At 61.8% G+C, this 18,130-nt stretch carries 17 protein-coding genes, 1 tRNA gene, 1 pseudogene and 1 riboswitch; of the genes and pseudogenes, 4 read left to right on the forward strand and 15 right to left on the reverse strand.

Features of this window, described 5'->3' with window-relative positions; all coding sequences use genetic code 11:
• Window positions 1–143 precede the first annotated feature (143 nt).
• From istB to EJO69_RS12285, 3 genes are read right to left on the reverse strand one after another with little or no spacing between them, the layout of a single operon-like run.
• A complete protein-coding gene (istB, locus tag EJO69_RS03910; RefSeq protein ID WP_126038216.1) occupies window positions 144–893 on the reverse strand; it encodes an IS21-like element helper ATPase IstB in 750 nt (249 codons plus the stop codon).
• Window positions 894–2,099, reverse strand: a complete 1,206-nt coding sequence (gene istA / locus EJO69_RS03915) for an IS21 family transposase (protein WP_126038218.1) — start codon at window positions 2,097–2,099, stop codon at window positions 894–896.
• Between the two features lie 57 nt (window positions 2,100–2,156).
• Complete coding sequence (locus EJO69_RS12285; RefSeq protein WP_164519863.1) at window positions 2,157–2,420, reverse strand: hypothetical protein; 264 nt, start codon at window positions 2,418–2,420, stop codon at window positions 2,157–2,159.
• Window positions 2,421–2,470: 50 nt separating this feature from the next.
• Here EJO69_RS12285 and EJO69_RS03920 point away from each other — a divergent pair, with 50 nt between their 5' ends.
• Window positions 2,471–3,751, forward strand: a complete 1,281-nt coding sequence (locus tag EJO69_RS03920) for an IS256 family transposase (protein ID WP_126042320.1) — start codon at window positions 2,471–2,473, stop codon at window positions 3,749–3,751.
• Here EJO69_RS03920 and EJO69_RS03925 read toward each other — a convergent pair.
• A complete protein-coding gene (locus EJO69_RS03925) occupies window positions 3,741–6,206 on the reverse strand; it encodes a hypothetical protein (RefSeq protein ID WP_211331488.1) in 2,466 nt (821 codons plus the stop codon). The genes EJO69_RS03920 and EJO69_RS03925 overlap by 11 nt on opposite strands.
• 174 nt (window positions 6,207–6,380) lie before the next feature.
• On the reverse strand, window positions 6,381–7,271 hold the full coding sequence (locus tag EJO69_RS03930; protein ID WP_211331489.1) for a hypothetical protein: 891 nt from the start codon (window positions 7,269–7,271) through the stop codon (window positions 6,381–6,383).
• A gap of 251 nt (window positions 7,272–7,522) precedes the next feature.
• On the opposite strand from EJO69_RS03930, the pseudogene EJO69_RS03935 reads away from it, so the two are divergent.
• A pseudogene (locus EJO69_RS03935) lies at window positions 7,523–7,825 on the forward strand (transposase); the annotation flags it as partial.
• Window positions 7,826–7,839: 14 nt separating this feature from the next.
• On the opposite strand, the gene EJO69_RS03940 reads toward EJO69_RS03935, so the two are convergent.
• Window positions 7,840–8,934, reverse strand: a complete 1,095-nt coding sequence (locus tag EJO69_RS03940) for an IS30 family transposase (protein ID WP_126039480.1) — start codon at window positions 8,932–8,934, stop codon at window positions 7,840–7,842.
• Window positions 8,935–9,189: 255 nt separating this feature from the next.
• Here EJO69_RS03940 and EJO69_RS03945 point away from each other — a divergent pair, with 255 nt between their 5' ends.
• The gene (locus EJO69_RS03945; RefSeq protein WP_126039482.1) at window positions 9,190–10,296 is read left to right on the forward strand and encodes an IS1249 family transposase; all 1,107 of its coding nucleotides are present in this window, start codon (window positions 9,190–9,192) and stop codon (window positions 10,294–10,296) included.
• Here the strand turns inward: EJO69_RS03945 and EJO69_RS03950 are convergent.
• The 7 genes from EJO69_RS03950 to EJO69_RS03980 all read right to left on the reverse strand — a co-directional run bounded on the left by EJO69_RS03950 (window position 10,293) and on the right by EJO69_RS03980 (window position 15,438).
• The gene (locus EJO69_RS03950; protein WP_126039484.1) at window positions 10,293–11,279 is read right to left on the reverse strand and encodes an IS481 family transposase; all 987 of its coding nucleotides are present in this window, start codon (window positions 11,277–11,279) and stop codon (window positions 10,293–10,295) included. The two genes, EJO69_RS03945 and EJO69_RS03950, sit on opposite strands and share 4 nt — an antisense overlap.
• A 289-nt stretch (window positions 11,280–11,568) precedes the next feature.
• Window positions 11,569–11,641: transfer RNA gene (locus EJO69_RS03955), tRNA-Ala, on the reverse strand.
• 99 nt (window positions 11,642–11,740) lie between these two features.
• The gene (locus tag EJO69_RS03960; RefSeq protein ID WP_126039487.1) at window positions 11,741–12,352 is read right to left on the reverse strand and encodes a histidine phosphatase family protein; all 612 of its coding nucleotides are present in this window, start codon (window positions 12,350–12,352) and stop codon (window positions 11,741–11,743) included.
• On the reverse strand, window positions 12,349–12,723 hold the full coding sequence (gene rsfS / locus EJO69_RS03965; protein ID WP_126039490.1) for a ribosome silencing factor: 375 nt from the start codon (window positions 12,721–12,723) through the stop codon (window positions 12,349–12,351). Before rsfS ends, EJO69_RS03960 begins: the two co-directional genes overlap by 4 nt.
• Complete coding sequence (locus EJO69_RS03970; protein ID WP_126039493.1) at window positions 12,720–13,430, reverse strand: hypothetical protein; 711 nt, start codon at window positions 13,428–13,430, stop codon at window positions 12,720–12,722. Before EJO69_RS03970 ends, rsfS begins: the two co-directional genes overlap by 4 nt.
• A gap of 30 nt (window positions 13,431–13,460) precedes the next feature.
• The gene (gene nadD, locus EJO69_RS03975) at window positions 13,461–14,177 is read right to left on the reverse strand and encodes a nicotinate-nucleotide adenylyltransferase (RefSeq protein WP_126039495.1); all 717 of its coding nucleotides are present in this window, start codon (window positions 14,175–14,177) and stop codon (window positions 13,461–13,463) included.
• Entirely contained in the window at window positions 14,167–15,438 is a 1,272-nt protein-coding gene (locus EJO69_RS03980) for a glutamate-5-semialdehyde dehydrogenase (RefSeq protein WP_126039497.1), read from the reverse strand. Before EJO69_RS03980 ends, nadD begins: the two co-directional genes overlap by 11 nt.
• A 94-nt stretch (window positions 15,439–15,532) precedes the next feature.
• On the opposite strand from EJO69_RS03980, the gene trxA reads away from it, so the two are divergent.
• The gene (trxA, locus tag EJO69_RS03985) at window positions 15,533–15,901 is read left to right on the forward strand and encodes a thioredoxin (RefSeq protein ID WP_126039500.1); all 369 of its coding nucleotides are present in this window, start codon (window positions 15,533–15,535) and stop codon (window positions 15,899–15,901) included.
• A 154-nt stretch (window positions 15,902–16,055) separates the two neighbouring features.
• On the opposite strand, the gene EJO69_RS03990 is transcribed toward trxA, so the two are convergent.
• A complete protein-coding gene (locus EJO69_RS03990; RefSeq protein ID WP_126039502.1) occupies window positions 16,056–16,955 on the reverse strand; it encodes an LLM class oxidoreductase in 900 nt (299 codons plus the stop codon).
• A 228-nt stretch (window positions 16,956–17,183) separates the two neighbouring features.
• Window positions 17,184–17,286, reverse strand: a riboswitch (SAM riboswitch).
• Window positions 17,287–17,503: 217 nt separating this feature from the next.
• Window positions 17,504–18,130, reverse strand: a complete 627-nt coding sequence (locus tag EJO69_RS03995; RefSeq protein ID WP_126039505.1) for a MusI family membrane protein — start codon at window positions 18,128–18,130, stop codon at window positions 17,504–17,506.

Consider the following 18,130-nt stretch of genomic DNA (forward strand, 5'->3'; position numbering starts at 1 on the left):
ATGTGCTATCAGAAGTCGTAGAGGCGTTTTCGTGCATCGAACGCCGCACGTCCTCCTTCGAGCAGGTCTTCCGCGTACTTTCGGACCGTCTGTCGGCGGCAGTTGAATTTGGTGCATTTCCGGCGATCGAAAACTGAGCGGTTTTAGTTTACAGTTCCTTGTTCTTGTCGGTGTCTGATCCGGTAGGAGGTTCCTTTCGTGGTCAGGACTTGGGCGTGGTGGACGAGCCGGTCGATGATGGCTGTCGCAATCGTCTCGTCGTGGAAGATCGTGGACCAGGACCCGAAAGCGAGGTTTGAGGTGATCAGGATGGATGATTGCTCGTATCGGTCCGAGATGAGCTGGAAGAACAGGTTCGCGGCTTCTGGCTCGATGGGGAGGTAGCCGAGCTCGTCGATGATGATGAGCTTGTAGCGGCGAATACGCCGCAGCTCTTTCGTCAGGTCTCCCTTGTTGTGAGCGGCAGTGAGCGACTGGATCCAGCCGGCTGCGGTGTCGAACAGGACCGGGATTCCGGCCCTGGTCGCGGCAATGCCGAGCCCGATCGATATGTGAGTCTTCCCGGTGCCTGGTGGGCCGAGAAGGATCATGTTCTCCGCGTTGTGGATCCAGGTCGAGCGTGATGCTGCTTGAACGTCTGAGCGCAGGTGGGGCTGGTGATCGAAGGTGAAGTCCTCAATCGTCTTCATGGACGGGAAGTGTGCTCGTTTCCGTCGTATCTCGGCCCCAGATGCTTCCCGGGCGGTGACCTCGGCTTCCAAAACCGCGGCTAAGTACTCCTCGAACGTCCAGCCCTGTGCCCGCCCAGTGTCAGCCAGGCGAGCGAAAGAAGCTTGAATACGTGGTGCTTTCAACGCACTCGTGTAGTACGTGACGTCTTTGATCGCCTCCATTTAGGCCACCTCGATGTCAAAGATCTGGTCATATACTGCCAGGTCCCCGCCCTGGACCGTCACTCCGTAGCCGGGCAGGCCCTGGCGCTGCTGAAAGGTCGCACGCAGCTTCCGAGCGGTCTCCACGTGGTCAGGGTCGGTCACCTGACCGCCGCTGCCCCAAAGACGCTCATGAGTCGTGATGACCTTCCCGCCCGTACTGACTTGGACCGTCGACAGGTCCATGGTGACGTCGATGCGGTGCCCGATCCACCTGGGGTCAACACTGTAGGCGTTCGCGCCGATCTCGATGTAGTAGTCACGTCCCAACCGCGTCTGCACAGTCCACCTCGCTGCGGGATCAACCGGCGGCAACGCACCCATATGCTCGAGCTCGACGGTCAGGCCCTGGCCCCGAGTTTGGTCTTTCCCTCGTGGTTTCTTCCCTCGGATCACCTCGAGCCAGCCGGCGAGTTGAGCATTGAAATCCTTGGGACTGGCGAACGTCCGCCCGGGCAGGAACGAGGTTTCCAGGTAGGAGTTGAACCGTTCGACCACGCCCTTGGTCTCCGGGTCATAGGGTTTGGCTTGGACGAGCTTCACTCCGAGGGTTCCACAGAACTCCGCGACTTCCTGCCCGAGCTTGCCGTATCGTCCGATTCCGGCCTCGTTGTCCCACAATAGGCGTCGAGGAACCCTGCCAAAGGTGCTGATCCCGTCCCACATGCCCAACAGCAGGTCCGGGCGTTGCCGGCTCGGGATCATCAAGGCAACGGGATACTTTGACCAGGCCAGGATCATCGTCAGCACAGGGAAGCGTGCCGTCTTGCCGTTCCCGATCGGGATATCAACATTGGGGAACCACAGGTCACACTGAGCCACATCCCCGATCTCCCACTCCAACCGGTCCGCAGGATCGAGACGTCGTGGCGCATACTCAGGACGGATCCGTGCCACATTCTGCCGCAAGGCCCTCTCCGAGTAAGGCCAGCCCACCCGCTCGCCGATCACCGAGGCCGGCATCGTCGGACACTCCTCCAGCAGCCACCGTATCCGGGCCTCATACTCCCCAAACTTCGTCGGTGTCCTCGTGCGGACATAACGCGGCGGCTGATCAGACTTCACCGCCCGATCCACCGTATTGCGTGAGATACCCAGCTCAGCAGCAATACGAGCCTTCGGTACACCCTCGCGGGCAAGCACCCGGATCTTTTCCCAATCGTGCATTGAAATCACACTCCACATCGTTAATCGAAGTGCTCACTTTTCAAATGCCGAAACTGCTCACTTTTCAACTGCCGCCGACACCGTCGGGTCATCGAGCGATCCGACGCCATCGGCCACTGTTCGCCCGTGCTGTCCATCGGCTTCGAGCGTTACAACCAAATCGGCGTCCCCAAGAACAGGAACATTAGCATTGTGCGTACTGACAATCAGCTGCCGGCTTCCTTTCAACGATCGCAACTTCTGGAGGGTGAGTCCCTTAGTGTGGTGTAAATTCCTGCGGGGTTGCCAGCAACGGTGATGGTGAAGATTGTTGGGAGTCATCGTGGGAGACTCAAATGTTCGACCAAGATACAAGAAAGCGACATCCCACGATGACTCACCACCAGTCTGCCCTGACGACCCTGATTTCTGAAGTCCTCACCGACCCTGATCTTGCTCACAACGATGTCTTCCGCCGCCTGCTCCAGGCCGGCCTTCAAGATCTCATCGATGCTGAAGCCACCGTCAAGATCGGCGCTGGCCCTCACGAACGCACCCCTGACCGGGTCACTCACCGTAACGGCACCCGGCCCAAGACTCTTGCCACCCCGGCGGGGGAGGTTGATCTACAGATCCCTAAGCTGCGTCAGGGCTCTTTCTTCCCGGCGCTGCTGTCCCCGCGCCGTCGGGTAGATAAAGCGCTTTATGCAGTGATCTGCCAGGCATGGATCGATGGTGTCTCCACCCGCAAGGTTGATCACCTGATCAAAGCCCTGGGCAACGACACCGGTATCTCAAAATCAACCGTCTCGCGTATCTGTGCTGACATTGACGAGGGCGTGAGCCAGTTCCTGGGCCGGCCCTTGGATCACACCTGGTTCCCCTACCTGTTCCTGGATGCGACCTATCTCGACGTGCGTGTACGTAACCGAGTCGTCTCTCAAGCACTTGTCGTAGCCACCGGCGTCAGCGGTGAGGGTAAGCGCGAGATCCTGGGGATGGCACTGGGTGATTCTGAGACCACCGATTTTTGGACTGAGTTCCTCCGCTCCCTGCGAGAGCGCGGCCTGAAAGTCGCCACAAGCGCTGATCCGCTCGGGGTGGCGGTAGTGACCTCGGATGCTCATGCGGGGTTGAAAGCCGCAGTCAAAGCGATCCTGCCTGGAGCGGCTTGGCAGCGGTGCCGGGTCCACTTCGCCCGTAACATCACCCAACGAGTCGGCTCAGCCCGATCTAAGCCTGTCAACGCCCTGGTCTCAACGATCTTTGCTCAGACCACCGCGCAGGCTGTCAGAGCTCAATACCGCACCGTCATTGACGGTCTATCTGGCTCGTTTCCCGAGGTAGCAGCCATGCTCGAACAGGCCGAAGCAGAGCTGACAGCTTTTGCTGACATGCCTCAAGAGCATTGGAAGAAGATCTGGTCCAATAATCCGATCGAGCGGTTGAATCGGGAGATCAAGCGTCGTGTTGACGTGGTCCAGATCTTCCCCGACCCTGCCAGTGTCACCCGCCTCGTCGGAGCTGTCCTTCAAGAACAGCACGAAGAATGGCTCTACGCCGAACGGCGCTACTTCTCCGAAGTCTCCATGCGAAAACTCATCCACACCCTCAACGCCCCCACCGGGCAAACCGATCACCATCCCGGCCAGGAACTCTTCCTCACCGCCTAACCCAACCCCGAAAAGTTACACCACACCAAAGGACTTGACCCTTCTGGACAACTCCGTCGTAAACGAATCGGTTGTCTAGATCGTCCTCGGGTTGGTCGATGATCAGAGGGCTCATCGACGCTCCGAGCAGGAGCAGCAGGAGGGCAGTCGCTCGTTGGCCCTTCGACAGGTCTTCAAGGCGACGCCAGGTCGCTGGCTGACCTTTGACGGCGACGTTCAGCTGCACCTCCACTGCCAATCCCACGGTCTGCTCTTCGAACTCTCGGAACAGAGGTTCACCGCACTCGACGATGGCTTTCGCTTGAGCCCCAGTAATGCCGAGCGCAGAGATGGCGTCTAAGCCTGATCGCGCAGCCGCCACGAATGCCGCGACACTGAAGTCATCTTTATCGATGGCCGAGAATACTTGACTACGTTGGGTCGAAAAGTGCTTGGAGATCACCGCTTTGATCTGGCTTCGATCCGGCGAGGCGATCGGCTTCACTATGACAGCACCCGCAGTTGCCTCGTTTGACGCTTTAATTGCCTTCTTGAGATCGGACGCAGTCTTCTTGTCGATATCGGAGAGCTGACGGAGCAACTTGGCTCGCACCTCCAGGAACTTCTTTTTTTCCTTATCGAAGACAGCCCGCTTTTCCGCTCGCTTCTTCAGCCGAATCAGATTTGACTGCAAAGTGAGGTACTCATCAGGCTTGTGCCCCTGTTCGACCAACTCACGCAGAACGGCCGCGACACCGTCGCTCTCAGTCTTGGTCCCGTCTTTCCAAGCCTGCTCGGTCGCTTCGATCTTCTTCTTCGCATCGTCAACGGCGGAACGCGCCGTTGCGGCAGTCTGCTCCAACACTTTGGCGAGCGCATCAAGCACTGGCTTGAGTTGCTGCAAAGTACCTTTACGTGGAGAGTCATCGACATCAGCGAGCTCAGCGCGAAGCTCTTCACTCAGGGCCTCAAGCCCCCATCCACTAGTGAAGTCCTCAACCTGCTGGACTCGCTCAGACGCCTCGGTGAGCACCGCCTCGTCCTTATCAAGCCGGGTCTTCTGGTCGAGCTTCGCAGCAAGGTCGGTCTTCTCGAAGGCTTCCATGCTCTCGGTAAGGCGCGGAATGTCTGCGAGTTCGTTCTCCAACGCTTCGCGATCCCGCTCGTGCTTAGCGAGATCGTCCCGGTTGTCGGCCAGGTCTTTCAGAAGCTGGTCTCGTTCGGCGGACGACGTTGGCTTTCCTGCCACTCTCGCGACCAGTTCGGCCATGAGATCTTTGTCCTGGGCCAGCTCGGCGAGTTCGTGTTGACCAAAGATCTCAAGGTTTCCGACAACATCGCGTGGCCGCTGACTTGTTTGCGTACCGCTGGAGTCACGGACTACTGCCGGGTTGTTGGTGATGCGCTCGATCGTGAAACGTGCGGGACTGGGAGTTACCACGTCCACAACAAGCGAGACTACCGTTCCAGCGCCAAGCACGTTTTTGACCATGTCTTTATGGTCATCACTTGATGCTTGACCGATAGGTGAAATCTCCAACACGTAGCGGAGACTTTCAATAGCAGTGGACTTACCAGTACCTCGACCGCCTATGAGCGCCGTGAGGTCTTCGGCAAGATAAATCTTCTGGCCGTCGAGGTAGCCGCCATCCCATGAAATCTCGCGGAGCAGGACGCGTGACGTCGATGCCGGATCGACTGTGCTAACCCGCGTCTCTGGTGTCTTCACTGCGTGGCGAAGTCCAAGCAAACTCGGACTACTCATCTTGAACCAAGTGCTCGCACCAGCAGAGGTCAGAGTCGCAGGATCGGATACATCATCCGCATGAATGGCAACGAGCGAGTGCGGCCGATCGTAGGGCCTGGTGCCCTTGAGGATCTTGACCTGATCGCCAAGCGGGGCTGCAGAGGGGGTGATGCCGATGGTGAGTAAATCTGGGTGCTTAACCATCTCGGCGAGAGTGTCGCCCTTGGCTCGACTCAGGAGCCCGGCATTTGCGACGTTGGCATGCGCCGGAACAACTAAAGCGCCTTGCTCGCACATATCCGTCAGAATGTCGCCGTAAGACTTCTTCGTAGTCCCCTTCGCCGCACCGGGCGTCAACCCACAAGCGCCGATCGCCGCAGTGATCTGCTCAATCGCTGTGCCACGTTCGAATATCACCAGCAAGTGGATGCCTTCAGAGGTGTTCGCCTCGAAGCCAGGAAGCGCGACGATGCCTGCCGCCTCCACATCGACGATGAGCTGAGACGCACTACTCGCGTTCCAGTGGTCCGTGATCGCGATTAGCTCGATCTGCTGAGCCTTTAGTTCGGCGATCAGTGCAGCGTTGTAGGCCGCCTCATCGGCGAACGTCTTGGAGGGCGAATGGTTGCCAACATACCCGTATGGGTTCACCTGCAGAGCCGCACGAACCCAGCGCGCACCACGCGACCCGTCGTCTCCAGATGATTGTGTGCCAATCACTTCAGCCACCGCCTCGCTCTGTCCCCACTGGAAGTATCCACACCAGATGGGCCTAAGAGCTGGGAGCCACCCTGTCCGGAGGCGTCCGCTTCTATCGACATGGAACTCCTCCTCGCGAGCACGGTCACATATCATCAGTGTACGAGAGACACACGTCCTCGCGCAGGAAGAACAGACCCCCACCTAGAGTCGGCGTACACGGTCGATGCTCGGGCGCTGGAAGCTGTCGGTGCGTGTGCTGAGCTGCCGGAGGTGAGCGAAGGCGGACCGCGCTGTCCGGTGTTCGGCCGCTTGTTCGCGCGTACGGACGCTCTGGACCTGTCCCAATGGCGAGGAGCCGGTCACCTCGTAGCGGTATCGATACAGCGCTATGGTGACCGCGTGCGCCTGCCACTGAATTCGCGCTCTTGGCTGGGTCGGAGGCTTGCCAAGTCGTGAGGCCCAGCTTGCTCCGACACGCTGTGCCTCATCTACGAGTCGCCTTGCGGCGGCTTCGATGAGTCTTTGCCGTTCAGTGAGTGCGGTCTGCATGTCGTCTGCGATCGGCTCGGCGGGCGTCGGGATGAGTCCGGCTACTCGTGCCCTGGTTCGTCTACCGGGCCGGAGTTTCTGGGTGGCTTGGTCGAGCATGTCGGCGAGCTGCCCGGCTGGGTCGGCCCGCCCCTCACCAGGAGTGAGCTTCGGTGCGAGCGCGGCGAGCGCAACCGCTGCGAGATGTCCGGCGTCTTCGTGCCGGGCGAGCGCTGCTTCGAGGCGTTCGTAGTAGGGGCTGGTGAACACGTCGTCAGCCACGTTCTCGGGGAACGGTGCGACGTCGAGCAGCGCGGCCCAGCGGTCGGTCTGTGCTTCGCGGGCGAGCACGTCGTACTCGGCCAGCAGCGTGGACAAGGAGGCGTGACGCTCTACCTCGAGCTTCAGGGTTTCGGTGGCGGACAGGTCGGCATCGGTTCGGGCGAGTACCTTGGCGATCCGGTCTGTCAGGGCCAGCGGCTCGGGCTGGTCGAGATGCGGCTCGACCTCGTGCGAGTCGGGCACGATGACGTAGGCGTGGTTGCGGTGCTTGCCTCGGGTCATGGCTACGTAGAACAACTCCCGTGATGATGCTTCGGGGTCAACGAGTGCGTGCGCGGTGTCGACGCTGGCTCCTTGGGTACGGTGAACCGTGGAGGCGTAGCCGAGTTCGAGTTCCTCACGGACATACTTCGCGGGCAACACGAGTGCCTTGCCCTGAGGTTGATCGCCGCGCCCCAACCGGCGCACAGCGAGAGAACTGAATCGTCCTGGGTTTGGTGGAGATTCCTGAGCTTGGAAACAAGGATGGAAGAATGTCACGTATGAACAATTCCGGGCGCCCTTCTCAGCGGCGGTATTCACCAGAGGAAAAGGCGGCAGCGGTGCGCATGGTGCGCGCCTTACGCACCGAGCTGGGCACGAAGAACGGCACGGTCAAAAGGGTCGCCGATCAGCTCGGCTACGGACCAGAGTCGGTCCGCACCTGGGTGCGTCAAGCCGATATCGATGACGGGCAGGCCCCCGGTGTGAGCACCGATGAGGCCCGCCGCTTAGCCCAACTGGAGCAGGAGAACCGTGAACTGCGCCGGGCCAATGAGATCCTTAAGCGCGCAGCGGTGGATTCAACCGGTCAGCGCAACAGTGCTTCAAGCCTATCGGCTGGGGTATCAAAACTGAGTGTCTTACGCGGTCGTGAGTTCAACCGTGCCGCCACTTTGTTGAGGTCGTCCTGGGTGAGATCTTTCATGCTCACGCCTTTGGGGAAGTACTGACGGAGCAGACGGTTCGTGTTCTCGTTCGTCCCACGCTGCCAGGGGCTGCGAGGGTCTGCGAAATACACGTCAAGCCCGGTGCTGCTCGTAACGGTCTTGTGGTCCGCGAGTTCCATTCCACGATCCCAGGTGAGTGAGCGGCGCAGCTGCTCGGGCAGGAGATTCATCTCTCGTGAAAGGCCCGCAGTCACCGACGCCATATCGCGCCCATCTACGTGAACGAGCACAGTGAACCTCGTCGCGCGCTCGACGACAGTTGCGATCTGAGAAACGCCCCGGCCGAGGAGAAGGTCTCCTTCCCAGTGCCCAGGAATCGCACGATCCTCAGCTTCGGCGGGTCGCTCCGAGATCGATACGGCATCCTTGATCTGTGACCGCCACTGACCGGTCACCGTGTTGTGGATACTGCGCCGGATCGGGCGGCCTGATCGCAGATGCTTCTGCAGTTCCTTTGCTAGTACCCCGCGGGATTGAACATACAGAGACTGATAGATCGTCTCGTGTGACACCAGCATCCTGCTTCCCGCTGGGTAGCGCTTTTTCAGAGTCCCGGCAATCTGTTCTGGTGACCAGTCTTCCCGCAGACGTGCCGCGACGTACCTGCGAAGCACGGGGTTCTTCGCGAGTTTGCATTTCTTTGGTCGTTTGGCACGCCGCCAAGCACGATCGTCAGCGTCAACCCCGCGATACCTTGCCGCCCCTCGATTCTTTGCGATCTCACGACTGATGGTCGATGCTGAACGGCCGAGTCGTCGTCCAATCGATCGGAGCGACTCACCAGCTGCAAGCCCCCTGGAAATCTCTTCGCGCTCATGAAGAGTTAGTGTGCCGGAGCGACGTCTTTGAGGCGGCTGATAGATCCCGCCATAGGGTAACAGGATCGAGAAGATTGAGCCTGGAGGGGAGCCCACGGTTCGACCGATCTCGCTGATTGATGCCCCTGTCTTCCACATGTCCCACACTTGCTGCCGTCGATCCGACGGGAGTCCTGGTCTACCGATCTTTGCCACATCACACCTCTGAGTACATTATCGATGGTGTTGCGCTGACCGGTTGAATCCACCCAACGAAAAACCCGGATCCCAGCAACACGAAATGTCCTATACGCCCCAAGGAGCTATAGGTCAGAAAGTGTGTCTCTGATCCTGGTTTATCGTTGAGGGCATGGGAGAAGGTCTGACATTTAATACTTCTGGAGTATTAAATCCATGCCTTCTCCCACCTACCGGCGTACGTGTGATATCTGCTCTGCTTCACTGAAGAAGAATGGCTACACCACAGCAGGTGCCCAACGGTTCCGATGCACTCGCTGCGGCAGCTCCACCACCCTGACCAAGCCGGCCCTGACCGACCGGCACGTGCTGCGCTGGTTCGTGTCCTGGCTCCTCGATAGCTTCGACCCGGCAACAGTCGGGATCTCACCGCGCACGTTCCGGCGCAAGATCGCACACCTATGGCAGATCCAGCCGCGCCCAATCCTCACCGGAGAAGTCCATGACGTCCTCATTCTCGACGGGACATGGATCGGGAACATGGTCTGCCTCATCGCCTCCAGCCCCACCCATGTCGTCGCCTGGCACTGGGCCACTCAAGAGAACGCCCACTCCTGGCAGGTACTGATGGATACCCTGCCCCCACCACGCATCGTCGTCATTGACGGCGGCTCCGGCATCGCCAAAGCCCTGCGCGCCAGCTGGCCCACCACACACATCCAACGCTGCCTGTTCCACGTCTTCCTCAACGTCAAACGACAGACCACGTTCCGGCCCGTGTTCGGGCCCTCCAAAGACGCCCTGTCTCTGACCAGAGCCCTCATGCAAGTCACCACCCGCGACGAAGCCATCGCCTGGCAGAAAGAACTCGCCCGCGTCCACGCCCACCACAAGCCCACGCTCAACGAAAGAACCATCAGCCGGGACAGATACGGCCACCCCACAACGGACTACACCCACCTGCGATCACGGCGAGCATTCGCAGTGCTGACCACACGGGCACGGGCCGGTGACCTGTTCACCCACCTCAACCCAGAGCTCCACGCAGTGACCGGCACAATACCGCGCACCACAAACCGGCTCGAGGGCGGAATCAACTCACCCCTCAAGGCGCTGATCGCCACACATCGAGGAATGCCACCAGCTCACCAACGCGCCCTGACCGACTGGTACCTGTACTACCGCACCGAAGCCCCCGAGGACCCCGCCACAACAGCCGCTCGCTACCACGACCACCACGCCCACATCCGCGCCGACGCGGCACACCAACAGAACCAGCCCCGCCAATACGACACCGCCCTGGACTGGACAGAACTACGCTAGATGTACTGTCCGGGGAGGTTGGTTAAGCGGGTGATTGGGGCGAGCCTGTCGCAGGCTGTGTGGGGTCGGTGATGATTATAGTGATGCAGCCATCCTGGTAGGGCGTCTCGTCGCTCGGTTTCTGAGGTGTAGCAGCGGGCGTAGCCCCACCCGTCTGCCAGGGTGCGGTGGAAGCGCTCGATCTTCCCGTTGGTCTGGGGTCGGTACGGGCGGGTCCGTTTTGCTGTGATCTTCAGCCTGGCGCAGGTTTCGCGCCATAATATCGAGCGGTAGGCCGGACCGTTGTCGGAGAGCACTCTTTCGACGGTGACGCCTCGGGTGTTGAACCAGGCTGTGGCCCGCTCCAACACCCCGACGGCAGTGAGAGCGGTTTCATCATTGTGGACTTCGGCGTAGGCGACGCGAGAGTAGTCATCGATGACGGTGTGGACGAAGGCGTGGCCCATCTTCGGGTTGTGGTGGTGGTTGCGGGCCTTGTCCGGCGTTGCTATGCGGTTGCGGCCTCCCTGTTGGCGACCGACGAAGCGCCAGCCGCCGCCGTCGGGGATGTTGCCGAGCTTTTTCACATCGACGTGAATCATCGAGCCGGGGTGGGGGTGTTCATAGCGGCGCACCGGCTCCCCGGTGGCGCGGTCTACGTGAGCGAGTCTGTTCAGTCGGCAGTGGCGCAGGATCTGATGAACGGTCGAGGGTGCCAGCCCGACCCGGACGGCCAGCTGGACCGGTCCTTCCCGTAGCCGCAGCCGCAGGCTCACGATTCGTCTTCTGATCTTCAACGGGGTCTGGTGGGGCGAGGTCTTCGGGCGAGAGGAACGGTCCTGCATGGACTCACCAGACCTGTAGCGGTCGGCCCAGCGTTTGACCGTCGGCCAGGAGCATTGGAACCGAGCCGCGACCTCGGCAATCGGCACCTGCTGGTCGACGACGAGCCGGGCGACGGTCAAACGGGCGCGAGGGGTCAGGGCTGCATTAGCGTGGGACATACGGAGGGCCTTCCTCGGAGTGCTGGTTTCGCAACTCCCACTCAATCGCGGAAGGCCCTCTCTTCACGTCACAAGTCAGCGCGTGTCATCGCACTGCCTCAACCAACCTGTCCGGTCAGTACAGCTAGACACGCCCAACCCAGACACACTTTTTGGCCTATAACTCTCACCGACGGCATCGAGATCAGCGAAGACGAAAGGGCGACGATCCGACTCGCTGAGCCCTTCGCCGCCCTCACACCAGAGCCGACATCGACTGATGTCAGGAGTTCTAGTACGTCTTCAATTGTGGAGCTAAGGGGATTCGAACCCCTGACCTCTTCCATGCCATGGAAGCGCGCTACCAACTGCGCCATAGCCCCGAGTGCTTGATAAGTCTAAGCCGAGACACCCCCTCATTGCCAAATCCGTCGGGGTGGTGACCGCCACAGGGGGAGATCCTAAACAGAGTTCGCTGACGGTCAGTTGAGGTTGTAGGCCATGAGCCGCCATGCCGGCGTGCGATTGGCCTGCGGGGCGAGGACCGCCCAGTGGCAGTTATCCATGCCCGCCAGCGGCTGGGACAGAGACGGATTGGTCCCGAGCAGCGACATGATGCCGTTCGAGATCGCACCGCCGTGGGAGACGATGACGAGCACCGCGTCGTCATGATCGGCGAGCCTGCCACTCCAGTCGGCGATCGATTCGACGACGCGGCGGCCGCAGGCCTCGCGCGTTTCGACGTCACCACCGGGCTCCTGGCCGGCACGCCACTTGGTGAGCCCCTCGCGGTCGACCTCGGCGATCTCGTCGGCGGTCAGCCCTTCCCACGAGCCGAAGCTGCGCTCCTGCACCCGCGGATCGACAACAATCTCCAGGTCGGTCCGTCTCGCGAGCCGGGCCGCCGTGTCGTAGGCGCGGCTCAGATCTGAGGAGACGATATGGGTTGGGCCCAGGTCGGCGATCTTCTTCGCGGCCGCCTTCGCCTGGGCGATCCCCGTGTCGTTGAGCGGATAGTCGCTGGAGCCCTGAAGGCGTCTCTGCCTGTTGAGATCGGTCTGCCCGTGCCGCCACAGAATGATCCGAGAGATCAACGCTGACCTTCCAGGTCGGCGACATCAATCGACGGGCAGTCGGCCCAGAGCTTCTCCAGCGCATAGTATTCGCGGTCCTCGTCCTGCTGGACGTGGACGATGAGGTCGCCGTAGTCGACGAGGACCCAGTGGGCCTCGCCCTCGTAGCCCTCCCTGCGAAGCCTCCTCACCCCAACCTTGTGCAGCGCTTCGTCGACTGCGTCGACGATGGCGCGCACCTGCCGGCCTGTCTCGCCAGAGGCGACGACGAAGACATCGGTGAGGACGAGCCGCTCGGACACATCGATTGCCACGACGGATGTCGCGACCTTCTCGAAGGCGGCCGAGGCGGCGGTACGGGCAAGGGCGACGGAATCGGGGGTGGCTGTCACAGCGCTCCAGGGTAGAGGTAATCGGTGAGGTGGGGCGCGGAGGCGGAGTCGCCACCCGCGAAGATCAGGGAGCCGAGGAAGATGCCGACGCCGAAGCCGACAATGATGAGGATGAGGAACAGAAGGATGGTCTTCCACCGGCTCGGCTCCGGCTCGTCGACATCATCATCGACCAGCCCGTCCTGGACGGGCGGCTTCGACTTGAGCCGGGCCCGGAGTGCACCTGCGTAATCCTCGTCGCCTGCCTCGCCGTCCTGCGGGACAGCCGGTTCGGCGAGCTCTGCCCTTTCGGCGCTCTCGGTCGGCTGCTCAACGCCGACAACTGCGCGGGACTCGGTATCGTTCGAGGTGGAGAATCGGTCGAAGACGCTCGTCCGCTCAGGGCTCGCCTGTGACGGGCTGCCGTCGTCCGGCTGGCCCGAGGCAGGGCTCTCTGCCCCAACTGGCGCGGGAGCCTCAGTCTCGGCAGTCTCGCCCAATTCGGCCTCACGGTCGGCGCCGGGCCGCGATGACTGCGCTTCCTCGTAGGTCGGCTCATCATCGGGGCGGTCAATCGTCGCGCGAGCAGGACCCGCAGGTGCGTTGTCAGACGCCTCGGCCGTGTCGGGCTCGTTGGCGAGCGCAGCCCGCTCTCGCTCTTCTGCCTCGCGCTTGGCCTTGAGAAGCCCGGCTTTCCGCATCTCGCGCCGCGACATCCGTTCGCTCATCGGTTCTCCTTCGCTTGAATGATTCTCATCCTATCGTCCCTGCCGCTGACGTGCCGCCCTTCCCGGCTGGGACACGCGAGGGATGCGGCTGGGCGAGTAGAGTCCGTACTTGCGGATGTATTGGACCACGCCGTCCGGAACGAGATACCAGATGGGAACACCGATCCGCTCCCGCTCGCGAACGTCGGTTGACGAGATTGCCATGGCCGGGACCTCGACGACGGTGACACGCTCGGCCGGAAGCCCGTTCGACGCGATCGTATGGCCCGGCCTGCTCACACCCACAAAATGGGCGAGCTCCCACAGGTCGGAGGCATCCTTCCAATCAAGGATCTGGGGCAGGACGTCCGCGCCGGTGATGAAGAAGAACTCATCGTCTGGATAGATCTCCCGAAGGTCGCGCAGCGTGTCGATCGTGTACGTGAGGCCCGGCCTGTCGATGTCCACTCGTGACACGGAGAAGCGGGCGTTCGACGCTGTGGCGATGACCGTCATGAGATAGCGATATTCGGCCGGCGATACCTCGCGCTCCTGCTTGTACGGCGGCTCGCCGGTCGGAACGAAGATGACCTCATCGAGCCCGAAGCGATGCTGGACCTCGGATGCGGCAACGAGGTGGCCGTGGTGGATCGGGTCAAAGGTGCCGCCCATCACACCGATTCGGCGATGCAGCTGATCGTTCGGATGCGGAGCCTCGATCCATGCGAGGTCGTGCTCCGCGGTGACCGGGAAGCCGCTAGCGGACATGCCCCGACCCTTCAACGACACACGTCGTCGTCGTGAGCTCAGCGAGGCCCATGGGCCCGCGTGCGTGAAGCTTCTGGGTTGAAATGCCGATCTCGGCGCCCAGTCCGAGCTCGCCCCCATCGGTGAAGCGCGTCGAGGCATTGACCATGACCGCCGCTGAGTCGATTGCGGCGACGAACCTGTTGGCGTCTGCGACGGAGTCGGTGACGATTGCCTCCGTGTGCCCGGACGAGTGGCGATCGATGTGGGCGATCGCCTCATCAACCGACGAGACGACAGCGACTGCCATATCGAGCGACAGGTACTCCGTGTCCCAATCCTCGGCTGTCGCATCCTTGATCAGCTCGAGGCTGACGCCCGCCTGCTCGGCGAGCGATCGAGCCGCCTCATCGACGTGGAGCGTCACTCCCCTGTCGGCCAGAGCGGCGAGAACTGCACCCCCGTGTTCGAAACCCTCATGCAGCAGGAGCGTCTCTGCCGCATTGCAGACACCGGGGCGGTGCGTCTTTGCATTGACGGCGATGGCCACGGCCCTGTCCCTGTCGGCATCCGCGTTGATGAAGACATGGCAGTTGCCGACGCCGGTCTCGATGACGGGCACGGTCGAATTCGCGACGACCGATTGGATGAGGCCGGCTCCGCCGCGCGGAATGAGGAGATCGATGTAGCCCCGCGCGGCCATGAGCTCCGTCGCGCCCTCGCGGCCCCACTCGTCCACGGATGCGATGGCGTCGGACGGAATGCCGACAGAGTCGATCGCCTCCCGCATGAGCGCGACGAGAACGACGTTCGTCTGCTCGGCGGCGGAGCCGCCGCGCAGCAGGACGGCGCTTCCCGCCTTGAGCGCGAGACAGGCCGCATCGACCGTCACGTTCGGACGGGCCTCGTAGATCATTCCGACTACGCCCATCGGCACGCGCACGTTCCGCACGGTGAGCCCATTGGGAAGTGTCCTGCCTGCAACCACCTCGCCGACAGGGTCCGGCAGGGCGATGAGCTGGCGCACGGCATCGGCGATCCCAGCGATCCGCGATTCGTCGAGGGTGAGCCGATCGATGAGCGCATCGGTCAAACCGACCTCGATACCACGGGCGATGTCCTGCCCGTTCGCCTCGGTGATCTCTTTCGATCGCTCCTCCAGGAGCACGGCGATTGCCTCCAGCGCGGCATTCTTCTCGGTCGTCGAAGCGCTCCTGAGCACGCGTGCCGCGCCGCGCGCCTTCGTCGCCAGCTCCCGTACAGCGTCTCGTGTGTTCGTCATGAGAGTAAGCGTATAGGGAATTATTCACGGGTCCAGTCCGTTACAGCCGACGTATCACCATTCATGGGAAGCAGACGACAAGAGGAAGCTGGACATGGCGACAGTAGAGATCACGAAAGACAACTTCAACGAGACCATCAAGGAGGGCACAGTCTTCCTCGATTTCTGGGCAGAGTGGTGCGGCCCGTGCCGCCAGTTCGCGCCCACCTTCGAGGCGGCCTCGGAGAAGCACGAGACCGTGACCTTCGGCAAGGTCGACACGGAGGATCAGGTCGAGCTCGCTCAGGCGTTCCAGATCATGTCGATCCCGACGCTCATGGTCTTCCGGGATGGCATCAAGCTCTTCGAGCAGGCCGGAGCCGTTCCCGCCTCGGCTCTCGAGGACCTCATTGCCCAGGCCGAGAAGCTCGACATGGACGCGGTCCGCGCGCAGATCGCGGAGCAGCAGACCACCGAATCCTGATCACAGACATGAAGGAGCGGGCCCCGTTCGGGGCCCGCTCCTTCATGTCGGGCATCGATCGACGCGATCTCCGCTGTCGCGTCAGCTCGCCTGCTGACGGCAGGCCTGCGGTTGACGAGAACTGCTGAGCGATGCAGAGATTGTCGACACTCCCCTACTCTGCAGATTCAGCGGTGCGCCGCGCCTGGAGAAGTGGCAGCACTCCGCAGACCGTCGAGGCGAGATCGGTCGGAAGCGAGCCGGGCAGAATCGTGAACGCGTCGGCCGCACCGAGCGCGAGCCAGGACTCGATATGGTCGGCCACGTCGTGCACGGTACCGAGGACTCTCGCCGAGCCCTCTGCGTAGCGGTCGGCGCCGATGGCAGTGATGAGGTTCGCCCGCTCCTCCGCGTCCATCGCGCATGCGGAGACGATCATGAACAGATCTGAGGTCACCTGGAGATCGCGGCCCTCCTCGAGGGCAGCCGACCGCAGCGAGTAGCGGATCTCGCGGGCCGTATGCGGATCGGCTTCACGCAGGCGGACGCTGTCGACGACCGCTCCGAGGGCGCCGAGGTCGATTCGCGAAGCGGTGTCGCCGGTCAGGGCCACCGTGACGGGGTTACCGTTCCTCCGCGCCCTGTCGATCAGGGAGAGAGCCGAGTCGAGGTCGCCGTCGGCGACATGGATCTCAAGACCGACCTCCGTATCCTTGACGGCGGCGAGAGCCTCCTCGCAGCCGCTCGCTGCGGTCACCGCCGCATAGATCGGGCCCGTGATCCTCGAGGTGAGCTTGACGGCAGCGCGCACTGGATCAAGCCGGCAGTCGCGAATGTGGAGATCGGAGCGGAGCAGGAAGCTCGAGCCGAGGGTGACAGCGGCGAGACCATCGGAGATGGCGGCGCTCGTCATCGAGGCGAGTCGGTGCAGGTTGCAGGATTCGACGGGGAAATCCTCCCCGAACTCGGAGGAGGCGTCAAAGACCTCCGCTCCGAGGGTCGACAGGTCAATGCTGATCGACGGGATCTTGTAGCCAACGCGGGATTGTCGTGATGAGGGCAGCTGGATTGTCATCGAATGTTCCTTGGGTATAGCAGAGCCGCTCCGTGAGGAGCTGAATGAAGGTGCATAGAGCGATGCGGGAGATTCTCCCGGGCGGATCCAGTTGGCCGGATCAGGCCATGGACTTATGCCACATACGCATTCGACGAAGATGGAACGGAGCCGATACTCGCTGCCCGGCCGTCTGGATGTTATTCGTCAATGCCATGTTATTTTCCTTCGTGCTATCCACCGCGGACGGTGCGTCGCTTGCCGATTGAGGCCTGGTCGTCACCCGGGGCACCCCTCGCACGTGAGGGGTTGTCGACCAGCTAGCCGGGGCTTGTTGCTGGTTCTCTGGACCGCCGCCAGGATAACACGGGCACTGGTCCAGATGTCAAGATGCTGTTGACCAGCAATTGAGATACCTTCCAGTAGGGCGCCTGTTTGCGACTGAAACCGCTGCGGTACGCACTGTCGGGCCAGACCTAATCCACCAGATAACGGACAAACCCACCCGCTATCGGGGTGGGTCTGTCTTCTGCAAATCAGTGCAAGTGAACTACATCACATAGTCGCGCTTAGGACACCTGCTTCTTGAGTGGGCCCGAGAACATGAGCGCATGCATGTACAGGATCGCGGCGGGAAGGATGATGAGGTTACCGAAGACGAGTAAACCGAGCACATCGATCGACAGGTACAGGATAAGCGGCTGAACGAGCAGCAGGCCGAGAGCGGCGAGGGTGCGTGGGAGGTGGCGGATCGCGAGAAGCGCCGCGCCGCGCACCACGCGTCCGAGTGGACCCATCTGCTCGCTCAGCAGCGGGAAGATCCATACCGCGAAGCCGGCCAGAAGGACGATGCCCGTGAGGACGACGACGATGACTGCATTGCCTGCCACGCCGAGGTTCATGCGGCTGATCGCCCAGATCTCCCAGGCCGACACGGTGAAGAGGGTGAGGAGTACGAGCCAGACGAGAGTCGACCGCCAGAACGTCGACCGGAATCCGGACCAGAACGCTCTCGCCGGCGACGAACCTTCTTCTCTTGCCTGCTGCAGCAGCGCCCTGTGGGCTCCCGTGACGGCGGCACCCGCCGTGACGATCGGAATGCTGAAGGCGATGAGCAGCAGGTTGACGATGACGGTGTCGGCGACAGTGACGAGCCCGTTGTAGAGCTTCGAGTCGGGTGCGAGCCACCCTCCCAT

This window comes from Flaviflexus salsibiostraticola, assembly GCF_003952265.1.
GTDB lineage: Bacteria > Actinomycetota > Actinomycetes > Actinomycetales > Actinomycetaceae > Flaviflexus > Flaviflexus salsibiostraticola.